Below are 17166 nucleotides of genomic sequence, written 5' to 3'. Positions count from 1 at the left end.
ACCTCCAGCCATTTCATTACCATATGCCCGACCCTCCGAAGCGCTTGGCCAGCTTGTTCGCCAGGATGACGAGCACAAATCCGATGATGGATTTAAAGACGCCAACCGCTGCAGGAACACTAAAATCAAGCTGCTCAATACCCCTTCTGAAAATCCAGGTATCCAATATGTCTCCAACATCGTAAACGCGTACATTCAAGAAAATGTAAACTTGCTCGAAGCCGGCATCAAGAATATTGCCCAGCCGCAGAATAATCAGCAGGATGAAGACATCCCGCACGCCCGGCAGCGTAATATGCCACATCTGCTTCCAGCGCCCCGCCCCGTCAATGGCAGCGGATTCATACAGCTCGTTGTTGATGCCCGCCAGCGCGGCCAAATAAATGATGGCCCCGTAGCCCGTACTCTTCCATATATCCGTGCTTAGCAGCAAAGTCCGGAACCATTCCGAGCTAGTCAGGACATCGATTGGCGTCCAGCCCAGATCGCGGATGAAGTTCGTGATGAGGCCGGAGCCCGGTGCGAAGAAGGAAAACACAATGCCGTATACGATAATCCACGACAGGAAGTGGGGACCGTAGGTCAGCGTCTGAATCCACTTTTTGAACCAGCGCACCCGAATCTCGTTCAGCATCAGCGCCAGAATCAAATCGGGAAACATATTGAACACGATCCGGTAGACGCTCAAGATAATCGTGTTCTTCATCAGGACGAGAAAGTCCGGTGATGAGAAGACTGTTCTGAAATTGTCAAAGCCTACCCATGGGCTCCCCCATATGCCCTTCATCAGGTTGTAGTCCTGGAAGGCGACGACAAGCCCGAACATCGGCACGTAATGGAAGATGAGGTAGTACAGCAGACCCGGCACCATGAACAGATAGAGCCACCGGTAGCGGAGGAACGTCCTAATCCACTTCGGGCGCGATCCTTCCGGCCGCTTAGCCGCCTTGGCGGTGCTCGCCATCTCTCGCATAAGCGCTTTCACTCCTCCCGTTAGTCATGGAATCGAACGACGATTCCCAGCATCTTGTTCGGCTCGCGCTCGTATCGTTCATAAAGCTCAGGAAGAGCTTCGAAGGAAACTTCATCCGTAATTAAGGAAGCAATATCAATTCTTCTCTCGTCGATCATCCGCAGGAAGTCCCCGATGTTGCGCCCCTCTGTCCATCTGATGTATCCGATCGGATAATCGAATCCAAGCTGCTCATAATCGGCTTCGTAGCGCCCTGGGCCGCCTGCCCGCGAGATGTGAACGCTTGCTTCCTTCGCGAACAGCAAGTCCCGGTTGAAGTCGCAGCCCGTATCACCGACGACGACGATCTTGCCCCGGTCCCGAAGCCAGCCGATAGCCGTATCGATATGGCTATGGCTGCGGTTGCTGGCGCATACAAGCACGGCATCTGCGCCTTTCCCGCCGATAGTGGCAATCTTAAGCGACTCGCTAATCTCATCGGCGCTCTTGTACGCGTACCTGATTCCCGCCTCCAGCAGCTTCTCCCTGCGCTCGGCAATAGGGTCGAGGCCAATGACGCGGAAGTTCGATGCATGAGCGATCGCCGCGATAATTTGTCCCAGAATGCCTACGCCTTGTACGACAACGGATTCGCCGAAGGTCAGATCCGCTTGCCGTAGAGCGTGAATCGCAATGGCTCCGATTCCCGAGAATGCCGCTTCCTGCATGGACACGCCATCCGGAATTTTCACAGCCAGATGTTTCGGCGAGAGCATCACTTCCCGGTGAGCTGGCGTGCCGTAGCAAGCGACCCGGTCACCCGGCCTCACATGCGTGACGCCTTCTCCTACTTGAAGGACGACCCCGGCCGCGCTGTAGCCCAGCGCCGCTTCCGGATTCGTCCGGATCATCAGGAGCTCTGTGCCGATGCTGACGGAGGAATATTGAATTTTCACTTTGACATACTGCGGCTTGATCTCCGGTTCAGGAAGATCGACAACGACCGCAGTGCCATTTCGGCTCTTAATCGCTCGCATAGATGCATTCCGCTCCATTCTGATTTACTAGTGATTGATAATTACCAATAATTTCATTCTAAAATACATCACTGATGTACTTCTGATGTATTGATTATAATCCCGCTTTTATGAAACCGTCAACAACTATTTTTCTGAATACTCAAGAAGTTGAAAGCGCGTACATATAAGTCAACAAAAAAACCGCCCAAGCCTCTATGCTTGGACGGTTCTATGCCTGATCTATCGTTCGGACATGCCTGCGGGCTGTCCGCTTTTATGCGCTTCGGAACCCAGCTCCAGCAGCTTGCCGCTAAGCTCGGAGGCGTCGATCATATTCGACCAGTATTCCTTCAGCCACTTGGTAATCTTCCTTAAGTCCTTCATCGGTATGCCCAGATCGCTGTGATACGCGAAGGAAGGCTGCAGCTCCCTGAACATGGCATACCTGGAGGGCAATCTAAGCGCGCCGCCCGCTAAGCGGCTGGCAGACTCCTTGCGTGCCGGTATACTCATCGTCTTGTCCCGAATCATGCCTTGAGCTTCCTCCGAGGACAGGAAGTCGACAAAGCGACGAGCCGCCTCCTTCACCTTGGACTGCTTCACGACCGACATGCCGATCGACAGCAGCAGCGTGCGCTGAGGGTCGCCCCTGCGCAGAACAGGCAGCGGACAGATGTCGTAGTCCATCGTCGAATGGGCGAATTCATTGAGATTGAAATACGTGCACAGGATAATGGACACCTGTCCCTCGACGAACAGCTGAATCGTCTCGTCATTGCCGTGTGCCCAATAATTCGGGAAGATGGTGCGGTTCTCGATCAGGCGGTTCAGCGTCAACAAGCCGTCGAGCAGCCCTTCAGCCTTCTCGCTTCCTCTATTACTCCCCGCGCCTTGCAGCAAGAAGACCGAATAGCGATTCTCGGAGGTCGGCAGGAAATAGATGCCCGGCTTCCCGCGCGATTCCGAGAGCTTGGCTGCTGCATCCATCAAGTCCTGCCAGGTCCAATAGCTGTCCGGCGCATCAATGCCTGCCCCCGCGAAGTGCTGCTTGTTGTAGCATAAGACGACCGGCGAAAAGGAGACCGGCTTCGCGTACAGCATTCCGTCATGCAAAAAGGCTTCCTCTGCGATTCGGTACAGCCGCTCGTCGGACGCTTGCGGCTCCAGCAGCGAAGTGAGCCCTCCCTCCGTCCATTCCTGGAACTGCGGACTGTTGAACGCGACGACATCAAGCAAGCCGTTCGCCATCATTTCCTCGGCGGATTGCGAATAGCTAATATGGTTAAGCGATATGCGGCGCACATGAATGCCTGGATTGCGCTTCGAGAACGCCGCAATGAGATCGTCCATCATGAAGTCCGTCGTCAAGCTGATAGGACAGCCGAAGTTGATTGTAATCGTCTCCTTCGCCCTCGGCGTAACCATACTGCCGACCCGGTCGATCTTGACGATCAGCCCTTCCTCAACGAGCTGCTCCAGCCCTTTCCTTATCGACTTGTTGCTCAGCTCGAATTGCTTCGCAAGCGCGCTCTCGGCAGGCAGGTACGTGCCCTCTTCCCTAATTCCGTTCACAATTTCCGTGCGAATGACATTAACGAAATGATCCAGCCGCTCCTGAAAGGATGCTCGTTCTAATTTATGACTCATGTATATTTCTCCTATTGGTTCAAACATAGACATCAGAATCATTGTTAACTATTTTACATGGGATGTCAACTCTATCAGACGAATGTCCCCCTTATCGTACGTGTTCAAAAAGTCGGGTATTCAGCATCAGGGAAGGTTACGAGAACCTGAAGTAGGAGAAGCAGAGTGTAGGCCAACCCTACATGAGCACCGGAATTCGAAGGTGAACGCAAGATTCGATGCCGAATAAGCATCTTGGACATGCTTCGTGATCAATAGACGACTTTTTGAACAACCCCTCATAAAGCGATCATTTCCCTTGGGCTTCACTTTTATGCTCCTGCAGCCATTCCAGCACTTCATCAATGTTACTTACCGCAACAATTCGCAGGTCAGGCGCCGCGCTTCTGGCTGCCTGCTCTCCCTCTATGGGCACAAAAAACACATCGGCATCCGTCCGGCTTACCGCATAAGCCTTCTGGGGGATTCCGCCGACCATGCCAATCGATCCATCCGTCTCGATCGTTCCCGTTCCGGCTACCCGCAGCCCTCCCGTTACGCCGCCCTCAACCAGCTGATCGATAAAAGCAAGCGTAAGCATCGCGCCATGCGAAGGTCCGCCTAGATGGGCGATATACTCATGAAAGTCAATAGATCTAGGCGTGTCAAGCTTTGGCTCCGTCTGTACGGATACGCCGAACACTGCCCGCGTCGCCTCTTGATCCGACGGAACGGTACGGACTGTGACGGAGACAGTCGCGCCCGCTCTTCTGACCGTTAAATCCACTTGATCGCCGGGCTTCACGCTTTCTGTCATATACGAGATCATTTCCTCTACCCTGCGCATCTCATTGCCGTTCACGGCATCTACAATATCTCCTGCTTGCAGCAAGCCGTCTGCAGGGCTGTCCTTCACGATTGCAACAATTCGGATGCCATCCGGAACAACTCCTTTGCCGATGCCGGCCTTCTCCATGGCAATTGCCGCAGCAACCCGGTTGGCATCGGTTTTCATGGCGATTACCTGCGCATACGTCTCCGACAGCGGAGGTTCGTCCTTCGGAACCGGCAAGAAGTCATATTGCGGGAACAACCAGCCGTACAGCCTGTCCGCTAATACGGCTGGCCTATCGAATACGAGCACACCCTCGATCTCCCCGCCCTCGGCTCCTCCCTGAACATGCGCGTAGCGGTTCATATCCAGCGTCATGCCTGGATAGGTCACGCTATAGCCTGTGGGCACAAGCAGGATGCCAAGAATCAATGCCATTGCAGCAATCCAAATGATTGTTCGCCAAGGCGCACGCCCTCGCTCCATCCGACCGCTAACCAGCATGTCGATGATGACGAGAACAGCAGCTGCCGTCAGAACGGCCAGCAGCGTTGTTATCGAAGCCTCCGCGATAAGCAATCCCGCAAGCACCAGATTAACCACGGTAATAGCAACTCTCAGACTGCGAATCATAAGCCTTGGAGTTAAGAGAAGCATCCGGCCCGCGCCTAACGCCCAGCTAAGCGGGATAAGGGCCAGCACATAATAAAGCCAATTGATCATTTCAATCCACAACACGCCCCCTCCCGTTCTAAGCGGAGCTGGTATCCATATCAGTTCTGCCGCAATCAAGCTGCAGATTGCGATAATAAATCCGGCATAATAAAATCGACTGCCCGTACGATAACCCTTTTTCACCTTGAAGCCTCCCGATTGCGATGGTTTCCCTTGCTTGTCCTCTTCACAAAAAAAGACAAGCGGAACGTGTAGCAAGCTGCGCACGTCCCCTTGTCTTCCCTTTATGTCCGCATTCGCGTACCGGCAGCCGCATCGGCTGCTTCTACTTGCTCTGCAAGTAATGGCGGCTCTGCTCTTCTCCGATGCCGCGATCCATTGCTTCGCCTTGCTCGATGTCCACGATGCGTTGTATCCACATGGAAGGCGTATGTCCGGCGCGCTTGGCCCGATCGATTAGCGCCGCATAATGGGTGCACGGCTCATATCCGCCTAATCTGCGAATCACCTTGATGTATTCGACTACCAGCTCACGGGCGGCTAACGGCTCGTAATTCCACCCTTGGACCAGTGCCTCGGCTATGCCCCGCTCATACGCGCTTAATCTCACTCTCGTCCCCGGCGTCGCCATACAACCACCTTCCTCTCGTATAAATATAATAACCCAATAAGACAAGATGTGACTCCCATCGCTCGGAACCGAATACAACCTGGTTGCCCAGCTTCAAGGCGTCAAGCTTGCGCCCCTTTTGGGACCGGGTGATTTGATCGTAGAACCAATGATCGTCTTTCTTTAATTGTACGCCTTTATGTACGATTTTTCCAGTGTCATTGTCCGCCATCGGACCAATAATGATATCTGGATGTACAGCGCACGGATCATCACCTTTCGCATTCTGCTTCCTATGGCTGTAGACGAATGAAGCCCAGGCGGGAGAATCCGACAAGAACAGCAGCGGCTCGATATCGCCTGGTATGCTGGACAGCTCGACAACCAGCACGCAAGGCTTGCCGCCATCCCAAGCTTCCTTCGCCGTCTTATGCGCCCATCGTCTTGCCTGGGCGATGGATATCGTCGTATAGAAGCCTTCCCCAAAATCCTTGCCGGGCCGCCAATAAGCCGATTGAAGCAGCTTGCTGCGGAATGACTCTACGGTAGAGCCAGTCGTCCCGTGATACAGCAGCTGCGGTGTCTTTATATCCATCCTATGCTCCTTCCCTGTTCGTTGCGATCAATAAAAAACCCAACAGCGTCTTGGTTGTTGGGTTCATCGTTGGTTTGTTGTATGGTTGTATGGAATAACTATTATGACTTCAAATACGTCAGCGCCTTCTCGATCGCTTCATCCTCTGTTGCACCCTTCACATACCGTCCGTTAATAAACACGAAGGCATAGCGGGCGCAAGGCCCGCAATAGGATTTGCAAGTGACTTGGCTGATCTCCGCCTGAGGAGCAAGCTTCTCCAGCTTGGCGAGCGCAGTCTTCATCTTCATATGCTTGCACTTTTCACATACTTTAATATCGTTGGTAGCCATTATGATTATCGTCCCATTCCCCATCGCCTGCAAAGCGGTGCTTAATGATCTCCGTGGTTGCCCTTGGACGGATTCGTAATCGCGAAGCCCTCTTCCGGCACGTAGAAGTAGTCTATGCGGATACCGTCGAGAAATTCATTGCCCTTCTCCAAAATCACATCGATATCCTTGTCCGTCGATACTACGACGTCCTTATCCGTTGGTGTGTCGATTCCCATGCCGTAATGCGCGTGGTCGCCATGCGCATGCGTCACATAAACGCGCAGCAGCTTGCTTTCATTCTCTTCCTTCTCCAGCTCAAGCTTTATCATCTTCGCCGCATTGCGGGAAATTTTGCATTTCATGCCTACCCAGCTCCTCTGCGTTGCCCATTCGGCAACAAGTTCTTCATTCATTATTCTATATTATACTTCGTCCCCATTCTCCGGGCAAACCATTCTGCAACAATCATCGTAAAAGCAATATCGTCAATCGGAATAAGCGGCAGCACATCCGGAACGATCCAATAGACGATAACGGGTACAAGGAACAGCAGCTTGTCCCGGATAAGCACATCCCTCGATTTCAGTAATCGAAAAATAAGGGCAAAGGTTTTTTGCCAATGCTTAAGCGACAGCAGCTTGCGCATACATCTCGTCAACTCCTGTGAATCCCGATTTTACAGCATTATAACATAGCGTTCCCCTTTTCTCCTATCGGCCGTCCCATCAGAATCTGCCATCTCATGGAACGGCCTTTCTATCGTGGCTTGCGCCTCCGCTGCACTACTACAGTCTCAGAGACTCCAGCAGCAGCGGCCGAAGCTCCGCATAGATGGAGTCGAAAGCGCTAGCCGGGAGCGGATTCTCCCCGTAGCCGGCCTCTACCGTAAAGCCCGGACGCCGGTAACGGTGTATGAACCAGTCCTTGTAGCCCGCATCGCTGCCGCTCAGCTTGATGGGCGCGTAGCCGCTCGCGGCTCCGAGCCTGTCTGCAAGCAACTCGGCTTCCGGCGGCTCGAAATCACGGTAATTCCAATAAATCTCTCTGCCTTGGGTATGAAGCGCTACAACGGCGTGAAATCCGAGGCGATCCGTTAGCTCTGCCAGCGCCGCCGCCTCCGGCTCGCAGAGCGGATGGGCTCCAGGGTAGTCTCTAGGGGCCGGGGACACCACTTCCCTGCGCTTGCATTCCTCTTCCCAGAAGGCAGGGAATTGATCATTCAAATCCACTCCGCGAATGTTCGCTTTCCAGCCGCTGAAGTCTTCAAGTCCTCCGTTCCACTTCATCAAAGTCCGATAATGCGGATGAGCGTGGTCGAATCTCCCTTGGACGAGCTCTACCCCGTCCGGATTCACCATCGGCGCCGCCCATAGCGTCACCGTATCGAGCAATGCCACAACATCTTCTCCGCCTAAACGTTCTCCCTCGGCATAGGCGCCGGAGAGCTCCGTCATGAATCGCATCAGCAATGCCGACGTGATCCATTCATTCGCATGGCAGGAAGCATTCACATGGACAAGCCGCGAGCCCCGGCCGCAGCATAGTGCCACAAGCGGGCGGCCGAACACGCTTTGTCCGTATTGATAGACACCTACAAACGGATTAATGATCCTCAAGCTCTGTACCTCTCGCATCATGTCACTGAAGCCGTAATCTGTATTCACGAACGTTTTCCCTCCGCTCCCGCCAGGATGGTTTTATTCATCCTATGCGTAAGGAAGCGCGTCCTATCAATGAACGGCGCCAATGAAAAAGCCGGCCCCTACCGGAGACGGCTGTTCGTTTCTTTATTGGCATTGCATAAATGATTCAATAGAATGACTTTATACGATATTCGGAATTTGCCAGACGACCGGTGTCAGCTCAATTTGCTCGCCGAGCCATTGCTGCGCAATCAGCTTGAACATGCCGGGATCTCCACTGCAGAAAAACTGATGAACAGGCACTTGGTCATTCCGGGCCAGCTTGCGCTTGTCTTGGAGAATGGTGCTGATCTCTCTTGCCGTCTCGTCGGCGGAGCTGATCAGATTTACTTCGCTCCCCATTACCTCGGAGATCGTTTCCGTCAAGAACGGATAATGCGTACATCCCAGAATGAGTGTATCGATCGGATACGTGCGCATATGGGAAATCGAATCCCTCACGACGTCATACGTCTCGATCGAGCGGAAGTTGCCCTGCTCCACCAGCGGCACAAACTTCGGACATGCTTCACTGACGACCTGTACATGAGGCGACAGCTCGCGCAGCGCTTGCTCGTAAGCGCCGCTCTTGATTGTGCCTTCCGTTCCGATGACACCTACACAGCCCGTCTTGGTTCTTCCGATAGCTGCACGTGCGCCAGGATTAATAACACCTACGACCGGAATGGCGACTCTGGAGCGAATGTCCGCCAGCGCCACCGCTGTAGCGGTATTGCAGGCAATAACAATCATCTTCGGATGAAACTGTATCAAATAATCGACGATTTCTCTAGTAAAGCGTGTCACTTCTTCAGGAGTTCTCGGACCATACGGGGTACGCGCCGTATCTCCGAAATAAATAATTTTCTCGCGCGGCAGTTGGCGCATGACTTCCTTAACAACCGTAAGGCCGCCCACGCCGGAATCTAGTATCGCTATCGGTTGCTGCACAAACACACCGCTTTCTTAAACAAGATGATGGAATCCGACTCCGAGACACAATAGCATATGAATCCGGCATCGAAAACGTACCTACATCTTATCGCAAAAAGGGACAAGGTTCAAGAAGCTCCGCATATGGCAAAGAGCCAAGCGCTTGCCACCCGCGCCGGCTCTTCGTTATGTCTTCTCCATTGTCTTAGAGCGGCTTGGAAGATGCTTCCTCTACCGCTTCCACAGCAGCCTCAATCGCTTCGTCAACGAACTCCTCGGACGAAATTTCAGAGGAGATGCCCGATACGGTCGCAATCGCTGCGGAATCCACAGGCTGCTTCCGCAAGCCTTTTACACTGCTTACGACATTGCCTGCAATGGTGGACGCCTGATCGCCAAACTCCCGCACAATACGGCCTGTCGTCTCGCCTACCTTATTCGCTGCCTTGATTGTCGTGCCGCCTACCTTCTGAGCCCCCGTGGAAATATCCTGGCGCAGCTCCTTGCCTGCTTTCGGCGCGAACAGCAAAGCCGTAATGGAACCGATAACCCCTCCGGCTATCGCACCCAGCAAAAATCCTTTTGTGTCTTTACGTGTTGACATCGATAATCGCTCCCTTCGTCATTAGAGTACCCTTCGTCTCGGCTTGTTGATTCAGCCATTCGGGCGGGAATCGGGATTGGAATCCGCTTTGCTTCTGGACTGCCACAGCTGCCATGCCGTCAATCCCAGCTCCGCCCACTGTGCCGCCTCATCCAGATGGCGGCTTGTCGCAATGCGTTCCGCGTGCTTGACGGCTGACGCGGACAGGGTTGTCGCAACGCGCTCAACAGCCGATGACGTTCTCTCGACCGTGCCGCTCACTTGACGAACCGCTTGCACCAGACCTCCTGCCGCTTCCAAACTCCGCTGCACGCCTCTGGCCGTCTGCTCCACAGGCTGAAGCACCGCCCCAATCTCAGTTGAAAGCCGGTGCAGGTCGGCTTGCATCGCTTCCACCGACGCTTGCGCTTGCTCCAGCCTGCGCAGCATCATGCGAAGCCCGATCAATAATCCCGCCACTAAGACTACGAATGCTGCGGCAGCTGCCACCGCGCTCCATTCCGCCATGGTCGAACGCCTCCTCTTAAGACCGCCATCGTAGCCCCAACCTTTTGCCTTGGCGCCTTGCGGCTAGACGAATGCCTACTTCGTAATGACAGTATAAGCAGCGTGGGCTCGTCTTGACACAACACCTCGCACAATTCTAAGCAAGCGGTTGACTGACCTCAATACTATTCAGATCCTTGGCTCCCCCTGGAATGTCTCCAAACGACAAATAAAGCCTGGCTGCTCAGCCAAGCTTTCATCCTTATCATGCTATTGGGTCGGGTCATTCACGTTAGGAGCTCAAATTGCCGGCAATGGAATAGCTGCAACGGCTGCCGCCTTTCGCCAGGCATTCCGTCCGTTCCACGGGCACCTCCAGCAAACTGCGAAACAAGGCAAGCTCGCAGCTGCAAGCCTGCTCATACTTGCCTGCTACTCCCGTAATGGGACAATTGTATTCGTGCAGTGTGAACCGATCCTCGCTGTCTCGTTCAACCTGCGCCATATAACCGCCTTCATTCTGAATGGCGGCCAGTGCTTGCACGCGCTCCTCCAAGCCCAAGCCTTGCATCCGGGGCAAGAAGCGGTCGCGCAGCTTGCGCATTCTGCCTTCAAACATGCGATCGATCAACCCGGCCGTCTCGGGATCCTCATCCAGCTCCGTCAGCAAATCGAGCGCCAGCGCATGGTAGTTCTTCGGGAACAAGTCGTCTGCGACGGCCGTCAGCTCGAACTTATGCAGCGGCCTTCCCATCGGCTGGCGAACGGCCACCGTCTGAACGCTGCCTGCATGCTCCAGCTCGTACATATGACGCCTGATCGCCATCTCGGTCAGCTTCAATTCGCCGGCAAGCTCGCTTGCGCTCATCCTGCCCCTTGTCTTCATCAGCAGGAGAATGCGCTCCCGGGTCGAAGGAGCGGGCTTCGATTCGCGCCCGCCTTGCCTGTCGCTATCCATTCGTTTCACGACTCCACCTCCGCCCATTCGATCTGCCCGTTCCCGACATCGCTGCCGATGCTGCTCTCCAAGAGCCTTCTGGCCTAAAGCTATACGCTCAGCTCTTGCTTCAAATAACGCTCTACCGAATCCCGGAACGCTGTCAACTGTGCCGGCAGCTGCGCTGTAAACGGATGCAGCTCGCTGCGCGGCCATTCATAATAATCTTGTACAAGCGACTTGCGCATCTTCACCAGCTCTATCAGCACGTTCTGGAGCTCAGAAGAGAATACCCCTTCACCGCCCGTAATTTCAATAATATCCTCGTAGCTGCTTGCATCCCGCATGATGAAGCCGTCGATCAGATAACTGCCTACGTCCGTTACGGTCTCGATGGCAAGATGAAGCGCCCGCTCCTGTGCCAGTCCTTGCAGCAAGTCGCCTCTCCAATCGGATGCCAGCGTGCTCAGCGCTTCCGCCAGCTCCGGTATCGCGTCCAGTCGGACGGCGATCTGCTCCTGATTCACGTAATACATCGCATTCCCTGCTTTCGGTTAACTTCTTTATTTCTTGCGTTTTGCTCTCCGTTTTAGCCAAACGACCATAATAATGCTACTGAAAATGATGACCAGCAAATAAGTCAGCATTTCGTATACGTCTCTCATCTCCTGCATTGTTCAGATACCCCTTAGCTCTCAAAGTCAACGCTTACAGAAGCTTCGCGCACTTGTGTCATATGCTCAATCACTTTTTTATGAACGGGATGCACCTGATAAACCTCCAGCGCAGCCATCGAATCGAATTTTGTAATAAGAGCGATGTCGTACGAACGCTCCGAGTGGAGCACGTCAATTCCAACTTCAATATGCTTCAGCTCATCGATCTTGCCTTCCATATCGCGAAGCACCTGTGCCGTGCGCTCCACGCTCTCTGGGCTGTTATCCTTTAGTTTGAAGAAAACGATATGTGTAATCATGATCATAGCCTCCTGGAATCATAAGTCTATTGGGGTTACTCTGCGCCTTCGGCATGAGTTTCGTCCTTTTGTCACATAATAACCTATGGAATCGTATTACGGCAATCTTTAGTTAAAGGAGATCAATCCCTATGCGCTACACGGTTACGATTATCGCTACCCTGATCGCGGTTGCGATCTGCGCTTTTAATTACACGGGCTACGACCCGCATAACATGGTTTTTTTCATGCTGAGCATTCCGGCATGGTTCGCTGATTTTTTCATCGATATTCACGAAGTAAGCGTACTGCTCATGTACGCGCTCACGATTATCAGCTGGGCCGTTATCGGCTACATCGCAGACGTCTTCATCGCACGCGACCGCAGAAAAAGACGCTCCGCCGCCTAAGCCCGGAACAAGAACGTAATGGAAAAGGAGCCTCTCGGCTCCTTTTCTTCATTCTTTCTCATTACGCTGCTTCGACGATAAGCTTCGCTTTCATCGTTGTATGTCCGGCGCCGCAAGGAACCGAACAATATATCTCATACTCGCCCGGTTCAGTGAATTCCAGCTCCGTCTCCGGCGTATCGTTATCCAATGCTACTTGCAATTCGTCAATATGAATGCCATGTACGCCGCTCTTGTTCGTCAGCTTCATAATAACCTTGTCTCCGACTTTCGCCGTGAATACTTCCTTGTTGAACGTAAAATCGCTGTATGCCTCAATTGTCATACGCGATACGCCTTCTGGCAACTCTTCTTCAACCGGCTTCTCTGGCATGTTGAATGTAAGAAGATAAATGCCCAGCACGGCTGCCGCTGTGAAGACGACGAACATAATCCATTTGTGCATTGCTACGTGCTCCCCTTTGCGATCATAATGTCTACCTCTTATATTACATAAGATCGTCCGAAGTTCTCAACCTTAAACTGCGCAAAGTGGAAAAGTTTTTTTTCTTTTTGACAAAACCTTGAACAATTTGGACATCATTTAGCCATCATTTAGACAAATATTGCTTCAGAGTACGCTCCGACTCCGCCTTGACGAACCCCCACAACATGTAAAACTCATGGTGATAGCCGCGGCATACGTATTTCGCAAGAAGCCCATCCTTCTCCTGCTTCTCTTCGTAGATCTTGATCCCGCGGTTGCGGAACTGCCTGCGCAAATCCGCCAAATCAAGCAGCACCCGGTCCTGAATGCCGCGAAGCAGCGATTCGTAGAAGCGCGGCAGCTTCATCCCTGATGAATCGACAACCCGTATATCATGATCCAATACGCGCGTTACGATACCTAGCAGCACGCAGCGCTTCACAAGCGCAAGCTCGTCTTCCGTCTGTATCGGCGGCGTTGACGCTGCAGCAGCTGCCCCGCGCTCCTCTATTCCGTTAGCGGCCATGGCCACCCCTCCATCGCATTGCATTCAATATACCAGAACATCTGTTCTTATTATATGCGAATAGCGTAATACCATGCAAGCGGAAATAACCTCCGTCGCATACTTCTGGAGGTTTTTGGAAGATTTCACTTGCCGGGCCTTCTCTTACTTTTCCTTCAGCACCGCAATGAGCTTGCGAATTTTCTCCGGCAGCGGCAATCCCATTCTTCCGTAATTTTCCGTAATCGAAATCAGCTCATTCGCAATATAAAAATAAATGGCAGCTCCCATCGTGACGTTGCTTGTTTCCAGCAATATATCCACACGGTGGGCAAGCAGTATGACAAGCAGCATCAATCCTTTGCGGGCGAGCCCCCAAGCTCCGAACGCACTGTTCAATCCTTTGCCTTCCTTGATCGACGCGGCGACGCCGCTTACGTAATCCAATCCCATCGCAACAACGAGAACGGTAAGCGACTCCACCCAGTTGCCAAAAGCAAACGTAATAATAGACCCTACTATGCCAGTCAGGGAACAAGTCCAGATCAACGGCATGTCCTGCACCTCTTTTCCTATCCATGATGAGATACTATATGCGGCAAGCCTTCCGCCTGTCCGTTGACTTGTCCCTGTTTATATGAATAAGGCGCTTGAGTCTGGTTGCATTTTACCCTTTGAACATGAAAAAAGAGCTATGAAGTCTGATGACTTCATAGCTCTTTGTCAAAGCCTATTTGCCTAAGTGGATTCACCGTGCAGATAGTTGAAGAAAGGTACGTCAACCCAGAACTGGTACGGTGTAATAACGGCGTCCGGATCGATCGCCTTGAAGCCCTTCACGACCGCTTCGGAATTCTCGTTCAGAGAGAAAGGATGCACCGTGTACGGGCCCTCCGGATCCGTGATCAGGTTGTTCGTAATCACTTCATAGTCAGTGATCTCCGTTGCGGAATAATAGAGCGGCTGCCACCATGAAGCGGCGATAAGTCCTGTCTGGTCGGCTTCATTCTTCTTCGCATAAGCGAGAATGATCGCCTGGAACGCTTCTTTGTCCTTCTTCGTAGCGAATTCGAACGCCAGATCATATTCCTTGGCATAGGCAATATAATTGCCGTTGGCAATCTTAACGACGTTCGGGCCCGGATCGCCCCACTCCAGCAAATGGACGAAGGCCGATGTCTTCGGCTCGAATTGCACCTTCGCGTCCAGCCCTTCGCTGCGCAGCAAGCCGATCAGTTGAATCGCGTGATTCAAATCGGAATGTCCGTAAGTTAGCGCAAGCTCGTCTACGAAATTGGAATCAAAGCGCGAATCCTTCAGATTGTAGCCGGTAACAAGCTCCTGCTCCAGCGCGGTATTAACCAGCTTCTGCAGCTTCGGCGCCTCGATAATGTCCGAAGTCGCGTATGCCTGGTTCAGCTTGGCAATAATGTCGGCGTCGCTAATGTAGCCTATGTAATTTTTGTAGAGGCCTTTCGTCTCCAGCACCTTGCCCAGCAGTACGTTCGCGAATGCTTCGTCAACGGTTGCTCTAGGCGAGAAGCCTTGGCGGTATTCCGCAGGAATGAATCCCGTATCGACCGCTGCCGCCAGCTCCTGGGCAACATGCGTGCCAAGACCCGCAGCGGAGATGCCAAGCTGGCTGAGCGCTTTGTCTACTTTCGCAGATGGATATGTATAAGCGAGCTCCTTCAGATCGGCTGCTCTAATCGCAATGGATACGGCTACGGCATTCGTCAGCGGCAGCTCGCCGCCGATGGCAGGCCCTTGCAGAATTCCTTTGCCGTACAGCGCAGCAGCAGCGTCATACAGATCATCCGAAGGGGACAGATCGGCGAACACAGCTTTGTCTTTCGGCGCGTCAATGGTCAAGACATCGGCTACAGCCTCGATAAAGTTCCCTTTGCTTGGCTTGCTTTCCAGACGGACATCGAATTTGTCCTCCAGGAACAGCTTGTATTCGGCAGCCCCGTCCAAGGCATGCTGGGATGCCGTCGATGGCGCGGCATGCGAAGCAGTTGCCGCGAACAGTATGGCGAACGCTGCCAGCAGCGCGACTGTCCATTGGCCGAATCTTACTCTAGTTGTGGTCATGGGTAGTGCCTCCTTATAAAGATGTAATAATCCCTATATAACCTATCGGAATTAATGTCATTGGTGAATTATAGCAACCTCCAAGGGAAGCTGTCAACCCTATTCTTCGCGAAAAGGCTCATCCATCTCCCGGTAGCTTGCTTCGTCCGCAATACTCTGGATATCATCGGATGTAATGGAGATGTATTGATAGCCGTCGGCTTGCATTTTTTTCATCGCCTTTTCTTTCATAAACCGCGGGCTGCCCTCCCCCGCTTCCTCATCATAGACCAGGATGATGCCGTCCGTTTTGCGCAGCAGCAGCTCGTCCCTCGCCGTAAACTGCCAGGCGCCTTCATAAGGCCCCTTCGAGACTGAGGCGCAATAATCGACGCCAGGCAGGAGGCTTTGGTAATACGTTTTCTTATCTTCCTTCCAGCCCTCCTCCGGACTGGCATAGGCTGTAATAATAGAAAGCTTCAGCTTCGGGTACTGGCGCTTCAGAGCAATGACCGCTTCGCAGGCCCATAAATCTACGCCGTACTGCCCCGGCGTGATGACCCATTCGAGTCCTTCCTCCACCAGCGGGCGCAGCTTGCCGACAATCGCCTGCTGGATGTACGCAATGCCTTTATGCTTCTGGCTGAATATATTCAGCTCATGCGCGCGGTAGCCGGTGATGAGCACATTCTTCATGGATAACAACGCCTTTGCGGATTAATAGAGTTGCTGCGCTTCGCCTCTCGCAAGCAGCAACTATTACATCGTAGCACAAACTCCCCCGCCACGCGGCCCTTCTTGCTATAGAAGCCCAAGACACAGCAGCGCAGCGTGCATTTTTCCTGTCATATGCCGATCCAGCGTCCGGGCCAAGCAATTCCCAATCAACCAAAAAACGCCCCGACCGCCAGAGAGCCGGAAAGCGCTCGGGACGAAGGGGCGTCTGCTTGGATTAACAACCGTACCGCCAATTGCGGCCTGTTACCGGTTGTCTACCTTTTCAGGATACATATCATGGTTCATCAGACGATGCTCGGCGATCGCCTCATACTTGGTGCCGGGACGGCCCCAGTTGCAGTACGGATCGATCGAGATGCCGCCGCGCGGCGTGAACTTGCCCCATACCTCGATGTAGCGCGGGTTCATCAGCGCGATCAGATCGTTCATAATAATGTTCATGCAATCCTCGTGGAAGTCGCCGTGGTTGCGGAAGCTGAACAGATACAGCTTCAGCGACTTGCTCTCCACCATTTTCACATCGGGTATATAGGAAATATAGATCGTCGCGAAGTCCGGCTGGCCCGTAATCGGGCACAGGCTCGTAAATTCGGGACAATTGAATTTGACGAAATAATCGCGGCCCGGATGCTTGTTATCGAAGGATTCCAGCAGCTCCGGCGCGTAGTTGAACGGGTACTGCGTCCCCTGATTGCCCAGATGCGTAATGCCCGCCTGCATCAGCTCTTCTTTGTTTCTGCCTTCCATGTGAAGC

The 17166-nt window shown here is 53.0% G+C and carries 23 protein-coding genes; 1 reads left to right on the top strand and 22 read right to left on the bottom strand.

Going from position 1 to position 17166, the window contains the following annotated elements; translation table 11 throughout:
- Nucleotides 1–16: 16 nt before the first annotated feature.
- The 16 genes from D3P07_RS06000 to D3P07_RS05925 all read right to left on the bottom strand — a co-directional run bounded on the left by D3P07_RS06000 (nt 17) and on the right by D3P07_RS05925 (nt 12241).
- Nucleotides 17–973 (bottom strand): ABC transporter permease, encoded by a 957-nt coding sequence (locus tag D3P07_RS06000; RefSeq protein ID WP_259391379.1) that lies wholly within the window; start codon nt 971–973, stop codon nt 17–19.
- 20 nt (nt 974–993) lie between these two features.
- Nucleotides 994–1989 (bottom strand): zinc-dependent alcohol dehydrogenase, encoded by a 996-nt coding sequence (locus D3P07_RS05995; protein WP_119799196.1) that lies wholly within the window; start codon nt 1987–1989, stop codon nt 994–996.
- A gap of 222 nt (nt 1990–2211) precedes the next feature.
- Complete coding sequence (locus D3P07_RS05990) at nt 2212–3618, bottom strand: extracellular solute-binding protein (RefSeq protein WP_119799194.1); 1407 nt, start codon at nt 3616–3618, stop codon at nt 2212–2214.
- 289 nt (nt 3619–3907) lie between these two features.
- Entirely contained in the window at nt 3908–5287 is a 1380-nt protein-coding gene (locus tag D3P07_RS05985) for a PDZ domain-containing protein (RefSeq protein ID WP_119799193.1), read from the bottom strand.
- Nucleotides 5288–5429: 142 nt separating this feature from the next.
- Complete coding sequence (locus tag D3P07_RS05980; RefSeq protein WP_147384490.1) at nt 5430–5735, bottom strand: hypothetical protein; 306 nt, start codon at nt 5733–5735, stop codon at nt 5430–5432.
- Complete coding sequence (locus D3P07_RS05975) at nt 5695–6309, bottom strand: DUF3990 domain-containing protein (RefSeq protein ID WP_119799191.1); 615 nt, start codon at nt 6307–6309, stop codon at nt 5695–5697. The genes D3P07_RS05980 and D3P07_RS05975 overlap by 41 nt, the downstream gene beginning before the upstream one ends.
- Nucleotides 6310–6410: 101 nt before the next feature.
- A complete protein-coding gene (locus D3P07_RS05970) occupies nt 6411–6641 on the bottom strand; it encodes a YuzB family protein (RefSeq protein ID WP_119799190.1) in 231 nt (76 codons plus the stop codon).
- Between the two features lie 41 nt (nt 6642–6682).
- Entirely contained in the window at nt 6683–6985 is a 303-nt protein-coding gene (locus D3P07_RS05965) for an iron-sulfur cluster assembly accessory protein (protein ID WP_119799980.1), read from the bottom strand.
- Between the two features lie 50 nt (nt 6986–7035).
- On the bottom strand, nt 7036–7269 hold the full coding sequence (locus tag D3P07_RS05960; RefSeq protein ID WP_119799189.1) for a hypothetical protein: 234 nt from the start codon (nt 7267–7269) through the stop codon (nt 7036–7038).
- 139 nt (nt 7270–7408) lie between these two features.
- Complete coding sequence (locus D3P07_RS05955; protein WP_259391378.1) at nt 7409–8287, bottom strand: M14 family metallopeptidase; 879 nt, start codon at nt 8285–8287, stop codon at nt 7409–7411.
- Nucleotides 8288–8446: 159 nt separating this feature from the next.
- Entirely contained in the window at nt 8447–9256 is an 810-nt protein-coding gene (racE, locus tag D3P07_RS05950) for a glutamate racemase (protein ID WP_119799188.1), read from the bottom strand.
- A gap of 187 nt (nt 9257–9443) precedes the next feature.
- The gene (locus tag D3P07_RS05945) at nt 9444–9842 is read right to left on the bottom strand and encodes a YtxH domain-containing protein (protein WP_119799187.1); all 399 of its coding nucleotides are present in this window, start codon (nt 9840–9842) and stop codon (nt 9444–9446) included.
- A gap of 51 nt (nt 9843–9893) precedes the next feature.
- Nucleotides 9894–10349 carry a DUF948 domain-containing protein gene (locus D3P07_RS05940; RefSeq protein WP_119799186.1) on the bottom strand — a complete coding sequence of 152 codons (456 nt, stop codon included), beginning with the start codon at nt 10347–10349 and terminating at the stop codon, nt 9894–9896.
- 271 nt (nt 10350–10620) lie between these two features.
- On the bottom strand, nt 10621–11286 hold the full coding sequence (locus D3P07_RS05935) for a helix-turn-helix transcriptional regulator (RefSeq protein ID WP_119799185.1): 666 nt from the start codon (nt 11284–11286) through the stop codon (nt 10621–10623).
- A gap of 89 nt (nt 11287–11375) precedes the next feature.
- Nucleotides 11376–11801 carry a DUF86 domain-containing protein gene (locus tag D3P07_RS05930; protein ID WP_119799184.1) on the bottom strand — a complete coding sequence of 142 codons (426 nt, stop codon included), beginning with the start codon at nt 11799–11801 and terminating at the stop codon, nt 11376–11378.
- 152 nt (nt 11802–11953) lie between these two features.
- Entirely contained in the window at nt 11954–12241 is a 288-nt protein-coding gene (locus tag D3P07_RS05925) for a Dabb family protein (protein ID WP_119799183.1), read from the bottom strand.
- A 131-nt stretch (nt 12242–12372) separates the two neighbouring features.
- On the opposite strand from D3P07_RS05925, the gene D3P07_RS05920 reads away from it, so the two are divergent.
- Nucleotides 12373–12630, top strand: a complete 258-nt coding sequence (locus tag D3P07_RS05920; protein ID WP_119799182.1) for a hypothetical protein — start codon at nt 12373–12375, stop codon at nt 12628–12630.
- 61 nt (nt 12631–12691) lie between these two features.
- On the opposite strand, the gene D3P07_RS05915 is transcribed toward D3P07_RS05920, so the two are convergent.
- The 6 genes from D3P07_RS05915 to queF form a co-directional block, all read right to left on the bottom strand.
- A complete protein-coding gene (locus D3P07_RS05915) occupies nt 12692–13075 on the bottom strand; it encodes a cupredoxin domain-containing protein (RefSeq protein WP_119799181.1) in 384 nt (127 codons plus the stop codon).
- A 145-nt stretch (nt 13076–13220) separates the two neighbouring features.
- Nucleotides 13221–13622 carry a YhjD family protein gene (locus D3P07_RS05910; RefSeq protein ID WP_119799180.1) on the bottom strand — a complete coding sequence of 134 codons (402 nt, stop codon included), beginning with the start codon at nt 13620–13622 and terminating at the stop codon, nt 13221–13223.
- Between the two features lie 144 nt (nt 13623–13766).
- Nucleotides 13767–14156, bottom strand: coding sequence for a phage holin family protein (locus tag D3P07_RS05905; protein WP_119799179.1), 390 nt, complete (start codon nt 14154–14156; stop codon nt 13767–13769).
- Between the two features lie 183 nt (nt 14157–14339).
- On the bottom strand, nt 14340–15695 hold the full coding sequence (locus D3P07_RS05900; RefSeq protein ID WP_119799178.1) for a hypothetical protein: 1356 nt from the start codon (nt 15693–15695) through the stop codon (nt 14340–14342).
- 99 nt (nt 15696–15794) lie between these two features.
- Nucleotides 15795–16370, bottom strand: coding sequence for an SLOG family protein (locus D3P07_RS05895; protein ID WP_119799177.1), 576 nt, complete (start codon nt 16368–16370; stop codon nt 15795–15797).
- A gap of 285 nt (nt 16371–16655) precedes the next feature.
- Entirely contained in the window at nt 16656–17159 is a 504-nt protein-coding gene (gene queF, locus D3P07_RS05890) for a preQ(1) synthase (protein WP_119799176.1), read from the bottom strand.
- Nucleotides 17160–17166 lie beyond the last annotated feature (7 nt).

This window comes from Paenibacillus sp. 1011MAR3C5 (genome assembly GCF_003591485.1).
Classification (GTDB): Bacteria; Bacillota; Bacilli; order Paenibacillales; family Paenibacillaceae; genus Pristimantibacillus.
Note: the sequence above shows the minus strand (reverse complement) of the source record. Positions and strands in the feature narration are given on the sequence as shown.